The organism is Chryseobacterium sp. II3a, from assembly GCF_057815135.1.
Genome location: NZ_JBYPZJ010000001.1, coordinates 603035 through 617180 on the forward strand (window position 1 = coordinate 603035; position 14146 = coordinate 617180).

Genomic DNA, 14146 nt, shown 5'->3' on the forward strand with positions numbered 1-14146 from the left:
ATTATCCTTTTAAGATTTTAATGGCATCAGCAATGATTACAGGATTTAACTGGTTCAGATTCTGTTGATTGGTTACCGAATTCTGGATGGAAATTCCACTGGCGTGGCTCGCCATCTGATAGAGCATACTCATGGCCTGAGCGGGAGATTCTCCAAGCACTGTCACATTGGTCTGCGTTACCGCATCTGTGGTCTGACTGTTTACTTTATCTGACATATACTTTATTTAAAAATGGTTATTATTGTTTTAATTTTCAGCGTTTTTTATATATCAATCCCCATTATTCATAAAGGTCTGATGCTAGAGAATATGAAACGCTTTTTCTCTTTTGTCTAATACAAATTTCTCAAATTCAAATAAATCTACATTAAGGGAAAAAACTGAATTTTAAAAAATAAGGGAATTCTCTCAGTTGTGAATTGATTAAATTTTTGAACAGTGTTTAAAATTACTTTTTGTAGACCAATTGTTTATGAAACAGCTTTTGTTATCCCTCTAAAAAATGTAAATTAGCCAAATCAATTATGAATCCTTTCCAAGTAAATGTCCAAATTAAAAGTCGCAAGAGAACACAAAAACCTGACCCAGGAAGAACTTTCAGAAAAATCTAAAATTTCTGTAAGAACCATTCAAAGGATTGAAGCAGGTACAGAACCGAAAGGACATACTCTAAGAGCATTGGCTCAGGCATTGGAAATAGAAGAAGCATCATTACAGGATAGCATTCTAATTTCGGATACAGTTGATGAAGTAAGCCATGAAGTCATTCCGGAAGTAAAAGAAGAACAGCAGTCTGAAATCAATTATTCTCTCATTAAAATCATCAATCTTTCATCACTGTTATTTACCTTGCTGCCACCACTCAATATTTTCGTTCCGCTTATTCTGATGTTTACTCTGAAGCAGAGAAATAGTCTGGCTCGCCAGATCATTTCAATCCAGATGATATGGACGGTAATGGCACCGATTGTATTCATGCTGGGTATATTTTTAAAGCTCGGAAGATCGTTTACTTTAGTTCTTATGATCGTGATTGCACTCTCTAATATTTTTATTATCCTTCGCAACGCTGCAGAGATTGACAGGAATAAGAAATTGTATTTCAAGTTGAATTTCAGTATGATATAAGACCTGTCAGGACTTTGTCGGGTTTTTGTCGGGTTCATTTTTCGTTTCGAAACAGATGAAAATATAATCTTTGTCAAAAATTTAATCATGACAAAGACAGCTTCATTGGCACTTCTTTTTTTTACTCTTATTTTTAATCATATTCGGGCGCAATTACCCAAAACGGATCCGCTTTACCAAACCATTATGTCTAAAGACAGTCTGTTTTTTTCAGTCGCCTATAATACCTGTGATATTCCTAAGATGGAAAGTTTTCTAAGTGAAAATTTTGAATTTTATCACGATAAAGGAGGCTTTGCGGAAAAAAATAAATTTATAACCGATTTCAAAAATGGCTTATGCAAATCTCCGGAAACCTATCAGTTAAAGAGAATCCTGATTGACAAAAGCACTCAGGTTTATCCCATGTATAAAGAGGGAAAGATATATGCTGCCATTCAGAATGGACACCATCTGTTTTATGAAAAAGCAGAAAATCATACCGAAAAACTAGTAGGAGAAGCCAGTTTTACCCATTTATGGATATTGGAAAAAGATGAGTGGAGGCTGAAGAATTCGTTAAGTTTTAATCATCATCCAAAGCAAACTACAGATAATGACGCGATGTTTGATAATGATCAGTCAATGGAAAACTGGCTTAAAGAAAACAACATTCCTGCGCTTGGATTAGGCATCATCAAGGGAGGAAAATTAGAAGAAGTAAAAGTTTTCGGAGATGTTACGAAAGGATTTTCAGCTCCTCATAATGCCCTTTTTAATGTAGCCTCTCTTACCAAGCCCGTTACAGCAATGGTCGCTCTGCGTTTGATCAGTTTAGGAAAGTGGAAGCTGGATGAGTCTTTGGATGCTTACTGGACGGATCCTGATATCATCAATGACCCAAGGCATAAAAAACTTACGACCAGAATGATTCTGAGCCACCAGACCGGATTTCCGAACTGGCGATGGATGAATACAGACAAAAAACTTAATTTTCAGTTTGAACCAGGAACACAATATCAATATTCAGGAGAAGGTTTTGAATATCTGCGAAAAGCCATTGAAAAGAAATTGGGAAAACCCTTGGAAGAAATTGCAAAAGACTTGATTTTCAAACCTCTTAAAATGGATGATACCAACTACATTTGGGATCAGAAGACGGATGAATCACGATTTATCATCGGATATAATACAGATGGAAAACCATATCCAACAGAAAAAAATAAAAAGGCCAATGCCGCGGATGATTTGCATACTACAATCAAAGATTATGGAAACTTTATGGTGAGTGTGATGAAAGGTAAAAACCTGAAACCTGAAGTATTCCAGGAAATGATCAAAAAGCAGGTGAAAACCAAAGAAAATAAATACTTTGGATTGGGTCTTGAAATCTATGATCTGGGTAATGGTGAATATGCTTTAGCTCATGGCGGAGCCGATCAGGGGACAAGATGTATTGCGATCATACTTCCGGATTCCGGTAGAGGCATTATTATTTTTACCAATATTGATGATGGTTATAAAGTCTATGAAAATCTGGTTCTTCATTATCTGGGAAATGAAGGAAACAAGATTGTTGACATAGAAAATAAGTAGTTTCTTAAACCTATTCTTAAAATCATAAGGCTTCAGATATAGCTCTTTGCATCTTAAAACATTCTGCTGTTTTCAATCATCTGTGTAATCCGTGAAATCTGTGGGAAATAAAAATGAAATATAAAAAAAGCCTGTCATTTACTATGAAGACAGGCTCTGTTATTTTTATTTTACCTTTTCCAAAAGATATAATTTAGCTCCTGAGAATGCCAGCTTAGGCATCAGATTACCTTCTAATACCATCGTTTTGCTGTTAACATCAATCACAGAAATATAATTATTGGAATTGTATTCAATATAGTTTTCCTTTTCCTTAGTAATAGGATTTTTCCCGAATTCCAGTGAGTATTTTACCCAATCTTCATTATCCGTACTACAATGCACTGGTTTAAACTTAGATTTTTTAGCCTTAAAGATCATTTGGTCAAAGCCGCCTGCACATTCAGAAGAAAATGTACTTTCCGGATTCTGATCTTTGGTAAAATCTTCGAAAGAACCTTTGTAAACGCCCACTATCTTCCAGGTTCCATCTAAACGGTCTTCATCTATTTTACCTTTTGCTTTGCTTACTGCCCAGCTAATCCCATTCACAGTTCCTTTTACCGCCTTATAGCCTATATTTACAGCTCCTGATACCACTTTGGTAGCAGTTCTTACCACGCAGGAATTGAGTACCAGAACAGCCGAAGCCAGAAATATCATTTTTTTCATATTGTCAAATTTTTTGCGAAGATAAGGTTTTAAGTTTAATAGAGTTGAAGAATGGGAGCTGGAGGAGGGAAGTTCTTGAAATGTGGTTAATGCCTGATTCTGTATTGAAATTCTGTTGGTTAGCTAGTATTGTAAACCAGAAATCAAGGTTGGTTGAATGGTAACTTCCAGCTTATGTATGGTATCCAGTTTATATTTATTCTGTTACGGGAGGTGCTTTATATTTTTCAAAAGTATAAACAAGATGGTAATAAACTTTGTTTTCCTGATAGGTCTTGCCCATTGGATTTACCTCTTCACCTTGTAACAGAAGTTTCTTTTCAACCTGATTATTCCGATATTTTTGTAAAGTAGGGAGAAGATAAGAAACATTGGTGGTCTGCCATTGTTCATTATCGTGGATGAACAGCCATTCATCAGCCTTTTTATTAAAATAGCAGGAAAGATGGCCGCCAAGTTTCTTCGGTCCCGAATACATCATTTTAAATCCTTTTCGGGTTAAAAGACTGTCGGTATTAGTCTTGTTCTGAATAAGTTTATACCAGACCTCAGAAGAGGTTAAAGTCTGTGCCGAAGACAGAAAAGCTCCTGAAGTGAGTGCAATAAAGAATAGTATTATATGGTGTTTCATTTAGTTTACATTAAATCAGTTTTTTAATCTGCTTTTTCTTTTCTCAACAGCTTTCCTGTTGGGCTGAAGTAAAAGTTGACATTGTTTTTCTGAAAAAATAATTCCTGACCATAAAGATAGGCATCATTATATTCTAAAGGGATAATGGTTTTCATCTGGAAATCCGATAAGCCAAATAAACCATTTTTCCGGATAATAATGGTAGTGTCCGTCATAGATACCAGCTCAGTATCACTTAGTTTGATGACATATTTCCCTTTGTTATCCACCACTCCGTATTCATCTCCAATTCTTACAATAGAGTAAAATTGGTTTTTATCATTCATAAAATGAAATCCGTGAATTTCATCATATAGAAACGGAACAAGGGTTTTATTCTGAATATCTATGATTCCTTTTTTACCATTCCTTTTTGCAGAAATAAGTGTGCTGTACATCGGGTCCAGATCCTCATTTTCTATGGGAATCAATATTTTATTGTTGTCATTCACAATTCCGTTGAGGTCATTTTTCGTAACCTTTATAAATCCACTGGATATGCCTATTGAGCTGTAAGTATTATCCAAACCTATAACCCATTCCCCTTTACTGTTAAGGATGCCATACTTTTCCGTACCGGGAATATGCTCCTCCTTTCTTCTTCCGGTTTCATCATATTCATGATCCGCTTTCGAAACTAAATAATAGCCATCCGTATTGTAGGTTGCAGAGCAAAACTGAGGCGGGATGATATTGGTTCCATCGGAAAGGTAGTAACCAATATATCCATTAGCATTCTTCATCGGATACAGCTCATTGTATTTTTGAGCATTGAATGAAAAGCAGGGAGCCGACAAAAGGATTGAAACTATTATTTTTTTCATTTTGGCTGTAGTACATCTTAAAAGTACACATTATTGAGGGAATTTATTCATCCTATTTTTTGTATTTTTAAAATAAGATTAATAATGATGAAAATATTCTCTTCTATACTCCTGTTTTTGTTGATGTGCTCGTGTTCTCCAAAAGTGGTCAGGCTGGCCAGTGCGGAAGATAAAGCCGATTTTGGGATCTCAAAGCCTTCCAAGGCCCTGTTTTTTGTGGAGAATGAAAAGATTACTGCGCCCCAAGATCATATCCGCAGACATCAAGAAGTCGCAGACCATCTTTACAGACTATTTGGAGGAGCTACAGAACGGGTGATGGTAGCCAGAACCAATGCTAAAACTTTTAAATTTTCCAATGGTAAGACCACATGGTTTGTCGATATTCAAAACTTTCCGAAACGAACGGCGATGATTGTATTTGATGGAAACAATGAACCCATTATTGATTACAACCCCAAAAATTATGAACATTTGGTGAAAAAATACTTATCCGAGGACCTGAAAAAGAAGCAGGAAGCGGATAAAGAAAATCAGAATGCTGAAAAAGGAGCTTTTAACACCTGGAAATCTATTGATGCCACTTCTTTCTCACCGGACCAAAAATATGCAGATCGCATAATCAACCATAGCAATACCGTCTATTACCCTTTGCTTTCCTTTGAAGATGGCGGGAATTGTAACGGACAGTTTCGAAATATCATTTACTCAGATGAAAAACAACAACATATAAGTTATAGTTCCCATGTTACCTACAGAAATGGAAGAATGCTGGAGTATGTATACACAAGGGAAGGGCTTGAAAATGTACAAAAATATTACCTCAATACAGTAGGGTTATTGGATTCTATAGTTAGTTCTCAGAATGGTAAAAGAGAAATGAAGCTTAACTTCAAGTATTTACCGGATCAGTTCATTATTCATTCAAGTTATGGGGATAGGGAAGAGTTTCATCTTAATACAAAAGGACAGGTAAATGTAAAATATGATTTCAATAAAGAGAACAAAATGAAGCGGGAGATCCATTATACCTATGATAATCTTGGGAGAGTTTTAAAAGAAGAAAGCACTCACAAAGGAGAATCTACTGTCATTAATACTTATCAATATGACTCTGATAAAAGAAGGATGTACTCAAAACTGATTATCGAAGATAAAGAAGGAAAGATACGTTCTGAAAATACAGTGAAGACTATCGATGGAAAACAAATATTTACGATGATGGCCAATGGAAAAGTTCAAAGCAAATCTATTTCAACGCTCAATAGTAATTGTGAAGGAGAAGTCATTACTTATGACGGAAGTGGAAAAGTAGTCTCTGTAAGTGTTCAGAAAAGACGATAATAATATATATTGAAGTAAAAATTGAGATTTGTGTAGTTTAATAAGAGAATATTTTAGATTATGATACATTGCTAATGGGGTGTTAAAGATGATTTGTTTTACAAGGCTGAAACTACAAACAATCCTTAGAAAAATGAGGGAAACTACAAAATATGGTACCCTGTGATTCAGTTTATATTCAAAAGAAAAAGTCGATGAAGGAAAATTTCATCGACTTTATTTATTTTTTTAAAGATTATTTGATCAGCTAATTATTTTTTTTATTGATCCCTTGCAAGATTTCTCCACCCTGTAAGGAGATGTCTACGGCCTGATTGCTATACTTTCTCATTTTATCTTCGTAGTCAGCTATAGCCGTTGAAATACTATTATGAGTCATTATGTTTTCCGTTAAAAGAGCAGCATCTATAAATGCTGTGTTGGCGCCTACACCTCCTGCCGGGCTCATTGTATGAACGGCGTCACCTAATGCTGTAATATTTCCTGATGGCCAGGTTTCTTTAGGTAAGGATGACCGTATGGGAGTAATGGATAATGATTTTTGATCGGCATAATTGAATAAAGCCTTAAGTTGAGGATGCCAGTCATTGGTAAGCAAATCAATGACAGGAAAGATTTCTTCTCCTGAATGATGGTAAAAATCAGCCTGTAAAAGCCCAAAAGCTTCAGGGTCTCCAATGAAAGCCCAATAGAAATAGTTAGAAACCGGACTCAATATATTCCAGGATATCTCTTTTTTGGAAGAATCAAATACCATTGCATCAATGATCAGAGAGTACTGATTTTCTATAATGACAGAAGTTCCTTTTTGAAGTTCCGGAGAAATGGCTTTCAAAGCTTCCGGAGAATAAAATGTTCTTCCGTAGATCGTAATATTTCCTGTATTGACTTTTTGATCTTTGCAATAATCAGATCCGATTTTAGAGTGTACTCCATCTGCTGCTATTACGAGATCAGCAATATATTTTGTACCGTCAGCAAAAGAAAGTTCCACTTCATCATTTTCCAATTCCTTCCAACCTGTAAGTTCTTTTCCAAAGCTGATGTTTTCCTGTAATCCCTGTAATAAAATTTCACGGAGCGTTAATCGGTTAGGTTTCAGATCTGGAACTTCTCTTATTCCATCACTCCAGGATTCTACCAATTCGTTTCTTGAAGATTCAAGGGTTGTGGTGAGTACATTCATGCCACGATGGCTAGCTGCACAGGTATCTATAAAAAGATTGTACAAATTCTGGGGAAGACATTTTTGTAGTGCTTTTCGGCCTGGTTCATTCACTCTGATTCTATATCCCTGAGTTCGGGTATTGATGGCTGCATCTTTTTCAAAGATCTTACAATCCAGTCCATTCTTTTTTAATCCCTGAGCAAGACATAATCCTCCCAAGCCTGCCCCTATAATGGCAATACGTTTGTTAGTGTGTTTTTGTATCATAATTTTTAAGCATCAATTCTGTTATATAGTGGTAATGAATTGATGAGACAAAATTATAATGAGTGGATGAAGGGAACGATAGTTATTTAATGGTGATGATGGGACAAATCTTGGTTTTTTACTCTGAAATCTAATGCCGTACTTCCTGTTCTTTTTTTAAAAAAACGCGAAAAATAAACCGGATCATCATATCCTAGCTCAAATGCAATCTGCTTCACATCCATGGTTGTATACACCAGCAAACGTTTGGCCTCCCAAATAATTTTCTGCTGAATCCAGGAACTGGCAGGATACCCTGTTACCTCTTTTACCGCTTCATTCAGATACAGCGGAGTGATTGTTAGGAATTGAGCATATTGCTGTACCTGTTTAGTACTTTTAAAATTGCCAGAAATGAGTTTTTTGAATTGTCTTGTGATGGCCTGCTTCTGACCGTTATGCTGAATCTGCAGCACAGGAAATTCCGAAATCCTGGAAATGATGACTCCAACAACTGCATCTGTCAATGATTGCTCTATTGCAAAGTCTTGTAATGTGGTGTCTTTTTCTGTTTTTTCGAATAGGGAAAGAAAATCAAAAATCACATCATTTTCTTTGATAGCAATAGACTGATGGAGCCACTGGTGAATATCCAGTATTTCCTGATACGATTCAGAAACACTTCTTGCTTCCACAAATAAAAACCATCCTTCATTATTTTTCTGATCAATATACTGATGAATCTGACCTGGTGCTACAAAACATACGGAAGAACCTTTTAGCTCAATGGTTTTAAAATCTACTTCCAATATAAAATGACCCTTTCTTTGAATAATAAACATATAGTGATCATCCCGATGTATTTCCGCCTGCTTGTCATGAAAAACAGATAAAGGTATCAGCCTGACTGCCGAATTTTCCAATTGATTATGGTGAGAAGGGATCATCTTTTTCATCTGATAGACCTTGATTAAGAATACGAAGATAGTCTTTCTGGGAAAAGCATACACAAAGTATAAAATATACTAGCCTATCCATAGATTATTTTTTTTGAAACGCAACAAAGTTTAAGGTGAATAATGGATATTGTAAGGAAGCTAAGAACAGTGACTTTGTCGCTGAAGAAGCTTTATGGCTAAACGTATGCTTAATAAGAATCAATTTCATTGATTCCATTCTTTGCTCCCTTTAAATATTACGGAATGAAGAAAAAACCTTTGCGTTTATAAAATCTTGTAATCTTTTTAGCCACTAATTCACGAATCATTTTTTTATTTGTGCATTAGTGGCTAAAAAGATTTTCAGTTTTTGTATTAAAATTTGTGGAGATATGAGAAAATCTGTGGTTAAAGAAACTATTTTTCTTCTGCCTTTAATTTATTCACCAAAGGATTAGCGTACATCGCCATGAAATATTCTTTAGAAACAAGATCAGACGGATCAATACGCATTTCCAGTCTTCGGATAAACAATTGTTTTTCCTGTTCTGTATATTGAAAAGCATAGGTGTCTGTATTGTTAATCAGATCGTAGGCTATGTATTTCGTAGGCCAAAGTTTATAATTCTTAATGATTGAATCATCAATCAACTGTACAATAGCCTGCAGTTGTTTGTTCTTATTTTCTATCGCAGCGGCAATATGATCCAGTTCTGTATCAATAACATCACCGGCATGGATATGAATTCTTTTCTTTTGTCCTAAAATTCCGCTGAGTATGGTATTAAAATCTTCGTTTTTACCTTTAATGTATTCCTCTTCTCTGTGTTGTGCCAATAATTGAGGCATTTTTAAAGAATCTGTAGGATCATACTCATAAGAGATGGAGATAGGAACAATCTTTAATGTTTTAAAATAATCTATTAATGACTGATCTCCCGCTGCCATGGCCAACATTTTTAAAACCCCTTGTTGAGTGGCATCATTCCCGTCTTTAGCACGGCCTTCACGCTGGGCAATCCATACAGAGCGGTTTTCTTCGTGTAATAGCATATCAATATACTCAGACATGGTCTGTGAACTTTTAAGCTGGTCACGAATTGATAATCCTCTTTGAACTAAGAAATTACGGTTCAGTTTAGCCAGTACATTCAAAAAGTTTCTCTTTACAAGATTGTCACCAATGGCTGAAGCCGTCATAATATGGCCACTTTCCAACAAAACAAGGTTAAGCAGGGAAGTATCCAGTACAATATCTCTGTGATTCGAAATATAAAGGTAGGACGTATTTTTATCAAGTTTATCGAAACCTGAAGTCGTTAATCCCTCAGAACTTTTGGCAAGAATCTGACGAACGGCATACGCTACAAACTGATGTTGGAAATCACTTATAGAATGCACATTTTTAAACTGTTCCAGCCAAACCTGCTCATCCTCTCCGGGAAAAGTAAAGTTCATCAGTGCTTTCATCATCGGATCACGAGCTATGCTCTGCAATCTTTCATTTACTTCATGATCATGAAAATACCGGATTTCATCAAACTTCGACATGTTATGGTAAAAATTAAAACTTTTTGCAAAAGAACGAAAATTTATCTGGGGATGGGGTATAAAGGTTGTTAAAGTATTATGATGGGCGTAGGAATTAGAGAAATTATCTGGTGGAGTGAGGTAAACCTTTATCATTTTTAACCACAAATCGAAGATTATCTCCTGTGAGTCGATGAATGTTATTTCGACGGAGTCAAAAGTCACAAAAGCTTTTGTTTAAAACACTTTAGTTCACTTGAGTAAGTTGAGAAGGATGCTGTACAATGAGTTCACATAAGGCAAGCTTAGGATTTACCATGACCAATCCGTTTAATAAATATATCAAGCAGGTTACCACAGTGAGTACCGCAGATTATGATTCTTATTCTGTAAGGGAATTGCCGTACCGTTCCTTCGGGGATCAGCTTTAGTTATAAGTTTGGAAAGATGGATTTTAAAAAGGAGAAGGATATTAGTAATGAATATTTGAATGGGCCGGGGAGCTAACTAGTTTTTGCTCTTAGTAAAAATAAAAAAGGTTCAGCGTTTTTAGCTGAACCTTTTTTATTTAAAGTATGGGTAAATTAATTCCCAATTTAAAAACTTTGTGATATGCAGTAATCTGATTTTCTTTATTATCAAATTGCTTTTTGATATTCTCTATTTTGAAGCTATTGAGTAATGATTGTGGGATATTTGAATTGTTTTCATTAGGTTGGTAGAGGTGTGGGTAAATAATCAGACAATCCAATATTTTATTTTCGTCCCAAGTTTCATTTTTACTCTTTATTTCATGTATGACTTTCTTTAATCTGGAATAACCTGAAACCTGACGGATGTCTTTATGAATATGACTTTTGGTATATTTGAGTTTATATTTAGTATCAATTACTATTTCATAACCAGGCTTACTGATCAAAAAATCAACATGATTTCCGTAGGTACTAAACTGGTAATGAATGTATTTTTCATCTTCAGGGTTTGCTTTTACCAGCTGATAATAAAAGTAGAGTTCAAACATCTTTGGCATATCAATCCAGAAAGGTGGAGTTTCTGCCTTTTCCTGAATTGTTTTGGTAATAGTATTAGAGAAACGTTTCAGTATAAGCTGACCAATTCTGATCGCTTCTCCATATTCATTGAAAAAGGGATTTTTCTTTATGTTTTTTAATTGATGTTCATTAATCTCAGTACCGATATGTTCAAAAGCTGGTCTGCAATAATTGAATATATTTTTAATTGATGTCAGGTTTGAAGAAAATAATAATGGGTTATTTTCAATATAACTGATTACAAATTCCAGGACCTTCTTTAAAAAACGGTTTTCAAGGTGGTCTTCTCCAAATACCTGAAATTCACAAAAAGTAGATGTTAATCTGTTTTTAAAAACATTTTTTTTGATATGCTGCCCAATTAATACTTTACCTTTTACTTTACTGTTCAGATTTTCCTGAGTTTTGTAGTATGATTTTTTTAGTCCTTTTCTTACAATTGTTTTTAAATGCTGTAAAAACTGTACAATAAGAAATGGAGTTAGGCGGTCATTCTTCTGATCAATAGGAATAGGTTTGGCTTTCCAGTCGATCTGGATCATATCTTTTGAATATCGGGCTGTTTGAGGCAAGGCCATAATATCCAAGAGGATTTTAAGGTAATTGATTTCTTTGGTTTCTACCTTTTCTTTACTATCAAATGTTTCCGGAACTTCGGTGGAGCTTTCTTCCTCATTAAGACAGTTTCGGAAATATTGTGATAAACCTGCATTAATCTTAGGTTCTACATAGATTGTTCTGCCAGTGTTACCCAGCCAGTCTATGCCTACAAAGTAATCTGCCTTAATCTCACAATGATTCTCTTCTTTTACTACTGAAAAAGAAAAAGACTGATGGTTGAATTTTTTACTCTCCAACGTGTTAAATAAGGCGAAAGAATCATCATCAAGGTGCAGCAGTTCATTTTGTACATTTGTAAAAGATTCTCCTGCTGCTACCCGTTTGATCAGAATGCTTTTGTGCTCTGAAAGTAAAATTCCCATTAATTATTCATTTTCAGGGTATTGATATATTCTTTAATATCTTTACCGGCATAATTTCCGATAAGAACTCCGTCCTTCACATATTCTAGAAGAATAGGGACCACTTCATAATTCATTTTCATTCTGAAGATTTCCTCTTTTGTCTGACCGTCCCGGATATCTTCATTTTTGGCAATAAAATAACTGTGTCCCAACTGAACATCTTTTGCTTCAAATTCACCACTTACATTTCCATTTTTAAATAACTGAGAGACTTTTTCAAAGCCTTCGGAATTAAAATGAATATTATTATCATGCTCCAGAGATTCAGGCAGTACATCAATAAAAGCGAAACGTCTCCTTATAGCATAATCAATATGGCCTACACTTCGGTCTGCAGTATTCATGGTACCAATGATGTAAAGGTTGGGAGGGAGAATGAGGTCTCTATTACCTTCTATTTCATACACACTTTCTACTGCTTTCCCCCTGTATTCAAGTGCGTAAATTAATTCTCCCAGTACAGATGACAGATTGGCCCGGTTAATTTCATCAATGACCAGAACATAGTTCTCCGGTTGAGATGATGCCTGATCAGGAGTATAAGCAGGCTTATCTTTTAAAAAGTTTTTGAATTTTTCTACTAATGGGAAGTAATAGGCAGTTCTGTGATAGACCGTTTTTGCCAGATCATCATATTTTTTTGTTTCCTCTCTTTTGGTGATGTTATACTTGTATAGTTTTTTTATCTCACTGAACTTTAAGCGGTCTCCTGTCCATCCTTCACTGGAAATATGAAAAGAGCTCTCCCCAATATGGGTAAGAAACAGCTTATTGGTAAGCTGTATTTTATGATCACTTGTAATTAGTTCTTCTTCTATAGAAGTTTTGAAATCTTCAAATAATTCATCAAGCCATGCTGTATGAGAAGAACCATTGCTGTGCTGAGAATGTTCATTGGCTTTTTTGATAAAATCACCCAGTACTTTATTTTCAGCTTCGTAGATGATACCGCTTCCTGCTTCATCCGGCTTGGCTACGATTCCTCTTACAAAATCTTCATAGGTATAACTAGGGTGGAACTGAATCAGTTTAAACTGTGGATGATCTTTTAGTTCCTGAGTGGTATGTAATCCTAATAATTGAACAGCTAGTTCTTTGGCTTGTCTTGTTTTTCCTGTTCCTGGAGGGCCTTGCAGGATAATTTGTTTTTTGTATTCTAAAATCTGAATCTGATGATCCAATTTATTTTCACTCATATCATTTTGTTCTATAGAAGATGAAGTATTTTGTTCCTGAAAATAATCGTAAACCTGCCATGGAAGGGTTACAATTTCAAAAACATCGTGGTGAAGCTTTTCTTTAAAGATCTGAAGAAGGTTATAACTGTCCTTAAACCAGTCATAGGTAAGTTCCAATTCGAAATCCTCAACATGAGTATTCAACAGATAAACTAATTGTCCTAATTTATCTTGATTAACAACAGTACACAGCAACTGAGGCTGTAAACTTGCGATAAGCCTGTTGGTTGCTGCTTTTTTATTATTGTCTGTACATTTTCGTAGCAATTCTTTAATCTGATGGTACGTATCAAATAAAGGCTGCTCCTGGTTTAAAGCAATTTTCTGTAATAGTACAGAAAGTTCAGGCCAGTTTTGCTTAATAAGGTCTCTTTCTGTATTGGTAAAATATCCTTGTTTTAAAGAAGAAACACATTGATCTGCAGAGCGCATAAAAAACTCATAAAAGAGTTCCTTATCCCAATCTTCCCAATTTTTTCCTGTGCTTGCTTCTGCCACAAACTGAGGGACAAAACGGTTATATTCTCCCTGCCAGTGATCCCAAATTTCTATTTTATCAATTAATTCTCTAAAAATCATGATGTTTTAGTTTTTATATTGCCATATATACAAAGTAATCCATTAATAAATAACGGAGACTATATCGGCAGTAAATTATTTAGCTGTAAGTGTTAGATATTTTTATACCATCCTATA

General features: G+C 35.1%; 13 protein-coding genes. 4 read left to right on the forward strand and 9 right to left on the reverse strand.

The features are described 5' to 3' along the window. Nucleotide 1 precedes the first annotated feature (1 nt). Nucleotides 2–217, reverse strand: coding sequence for a RebB family R body protein (locus tag AC3HD6_RS02795; protein WP_129055578.1), 216 nt, complete (start codon nucleotides 215–217; stop codon nucleotides 2–4). A 327-nt stretch (nucleotides 218–544) separates the two neighbouring features. Between AC3HD6_RS02795 and AC3HD6_RS02800 the strand changes: the two genes are divergently transcribed. Both AC3HD6_RS02800 and AC3HD6_RS02805 read left to right on the forward strand, forming a co-directional pair. After that, nucleotides 545–1129 (forward strand): helix-turn-helix domain-containing protein, encoded by a 585-nt coding sequence (locus AC3HD6_RS02800; protein ID WP_488894959.1) that lies wholly within the window; start codon nucleotides 545–547, stop codon nucleotides 1127–1129. 87 nt (nucleotides 1130–1216) lie between these two features. Continuing rightward, a complete protein-coding gene (locus AC3HD6_RS02805; protein WP_488894960.1) occupies nucleotides 1217–2704 on the forward strand; it encodes a serine hydrolase domain-containing protein in 1488 nt (495 codons plus the stop codon). 165 nt (nucleotides 2705–2869) lie between these two features. Here the strand turns inward: AC3HD6_RS02805 and AC3HD6_RS02810 are convergent, their stop codons facing one another. The 3 genes from AC3HD6_RS02810 to AC3HD6_RS02820 all read right to left on the reverse strand — a co-directional run bounded on the left by AC3HD6_RS02810 (nucleotide 2870) and on the right by AC3HD6_RS02820 (nucleotide 4909). After that, nucleotides 2870–3415: a hypothetical protein gene (locus tag AC3HD6_RS02810; RefSeq protein ID WP_488894961.1), complete on the reverse strand. Its 546-nt coding sequence runs from the start codon at nucleotides 3413–3415 to the stop codon at nucleotides 2870–2872. A 196-nt stretch (nucleotides 3416–3611) separates the two neighbouring features. Continuing rightward, nucleotides 3612–4046, reverse strand: coding sequence for a hypothetical protein (locus AC3HD6_RS02815; protein WP_488894962.1), 435 nt, complete (start codon nucleotides 4044–4046; stop codon nucleotides 3612–3614). A gap of 23 nt (nucleotides 4047–4069) precedes the next feature. Further along, nucleotides 4070–4909 carry a WG repeat-containing protein gene (locus AC3HD6_RS02820; protein WP_488894963.1) on the reverse strand — a complete coding sequence of 280 codons (840 nt, stop codon included), beginning with the start codon at nucleotides 4907–4909 and terminating at the stop codon, nucleotides 4070–4072. A gap of 84 nt (nucleotides 4910–4993) precedes the next feature. On the opposite strand from AC3HD6_RS02820, the gene AC3HD6_RS02825 reads away from it, so the two are divergent. Then, nucleotides 4994–6253 carry a hypothetical protein gene (locus AC3HD6_RS02825; RefSeq protein WP_488894964.1) on the forward strand — a complete coding sequence of 420 codons (1260 nt, stop codon included), beginning with the start codon at nucleotides 4994–4996 and terminating at the stop codon, nucleotides 6251–6253. Between the two features lie 247 nt (nucleotides 6254–6500). On the opposite strand, the gene AC3HD6_RS02830 is transcribed toward AC3HD6_RS02825, so the two are convergent. The 3 genes from AC3HD6_RS02830 to AC3HD6_RS02840 form a co-directional block, all read right to left on the reverse strand. Then, complete coding sequence (locus tag AC3HD6_RS02830; RefSeq protein ID WP_488894965.1) at nucleotides 6501–7688, reverse strand: FAD-dependent oxidoreductase; 1188 nt, start codon at nucleotides 7686–7688, stop codon at nucleotides 6501–6503. Nucleotides 7689–7774: 86 nt separating this feature from the next. Then, nucleotides 7775–8623 (reverse strand): helix-turn-helix domain-containing protein, encoded by an 849-nt coding sequence (locus tag AC3HD6_RS02835; protein ID WP_488894966.1) that lies wholly within the window; start codon nucleotides 8621–8623, stop codon nucleotides 7775–7777. Nucleotides 8624–9022: 399 nt separating this feature from the next. After that, nucleotides 9023–10156, reverse strand: coding sequence for a 1-acyl-sn-glycerol-3-phosphate acyltransferase (locus AC3HD6_RS02840; protein WP_488894967.1), 1134 nt, complete (start codon nucleotides 10154–10156; stop codon nucleotides 9023–9025). Nucleotides 10157–10419: 263 nt separating this feature from the next. On the opposite strand from AC3HD6_RS02840, the gene AC3HD6_RS02845 reads away from it, so the two are divergent. Beyond that, nucleotides 10420–10566 (forward strand): hypothetical protein, encoded by a 147-nt coding sequence (locus AC3HD6_RS02845; RefSeq protein WP_488894968.1) that lies wholly within the window; start codon nucleotides 10420–10422, stop codon nucleotides 10564–10566. A 137-nt stretch (nucleotides 10567–10703) separates the two neighbouring features. Here the strand turns inward: AC3HD6_RS02845 and AC3HD6_RS02850 are convergent, their stop codons facing one another. Next, nucleotides 10704–12170: a 5-methylcytosine restriction system specificity protein McrC gene (locus AC3HD6_RS02850; RefSeq protein ID WP_488894969.1), complete on the reverse strand. Its 1467-nt coding sequence runs from the start codon at nucleotides 12168–12170 to the stop codon at nucleotides 10704–10706. Beyond that, nucleotides 12170–14029 carry an McrB family protein gene (locus AC3HD6_RS02855; protein WP_488894970.1) on the reverse strand — a complete coding sequence of 620 codons (1860 nt, stop codon included), beginning with the start codon at nucleotides 14027–14029 and terminating at the stop codon, nucleotides 12170–12172. The genes AC3HD6_RS02850 and AC3HD6_RS02855 overlap by 1 nt, the downstream gene beginning before the upstream one ends. Nucleotides 14030–14146 lie beyond the last annotated feature (117 nt).

Coding starts and splice junctions, on each gene's coding strand:
- AC3HD6_RS02810 (WP_488894961.1), bottom strand. CDS start 3,415: ATGAAAAAAATGATATTTCTGGCTTCGGCTGTTCTGGTACTCAATTCC.
- AC3HD6_RS02825 (WP_488894964.1), top strand. CDS start 4,994: ATGATGAAAATATTCTCTTCTATACTCCTGTTTTTGTTGATGTGCTCG.
- AC3HD6_RS02855 (WP_488894970.1), bottom strand. CDS start 14,029: ATGATTTTTAGAGAATTAATTGATAAAATAGAAATTTGGGATCACTGG.
- AC3HD6_RS02815 (WP_488894962.1), bottom strand. CDS start 4,046: ATGAAACACCATATAATACTATTCTTTATTGCACTCACTTCAGGAGCT.
- AC3HD6_RS02835 (WP_488894966.1), bottom strand. CDS start 8,623: ATGAAAAAGATGATCCCTTCTCACCATAATCAATTGGAAAATTCGGCA.
- AC3HD6_RS02830 (WP_488894965.1), bottom strand. CDS start 7,688: ATGATACAAAAACACACTAACAAACGTATTGCCATTATAGGGGCAGGC.
- AC3HD6_RS02800 (WP_488894959.1), top strand. CDS start 545: ATGTCCAAATTAAAAGTCGCAAGAGAACACAAAAACCTGACCCAGGAA.
- AC3HD6_RS02840 (WP_488894967.1), bottom strand. CDS start 10,156: ATGTCGAAGTTTGATGAAATCCGGTATTTTCATGATCATGAAGTAAAT.
- AC3HD6_RS02820 (WP_488894963.1), bottom strand. CDS start 4,909: ATGAAAAAAATAATAGTTTCAATCCTTTTGTCGGCTCCCTGCTTTTCA.
- AC3HD6_RS02795 (WP_129055578.1), bottom strand. CDS start 217: ATGTCAGATAAAGTAAACAGTCAGACCACAGATGCGGTAACGCAGACC.
- AC3HD6_RS02805 (WP_488894960.1), top strand. CDS start 1,217: ATGACAAAGACAGCTTCATTGGCACTTCTTTTTTTTACTCTTATTTTT.
- AC3HD6_RS02850 (WP_488894969.1), bottom strand. CDS start 12,170: ATGGGAATTTTACTTTCAGAGCACAAAAGCATTCTGATCAAACGGGTA.
- AC3HD6_RS02845 (WP_488894968.1), top strand. CDS start 10,420: ATGAGTTCACATAAGGCAAGCTTAGGATTTACCATGACCAATCCGTTT.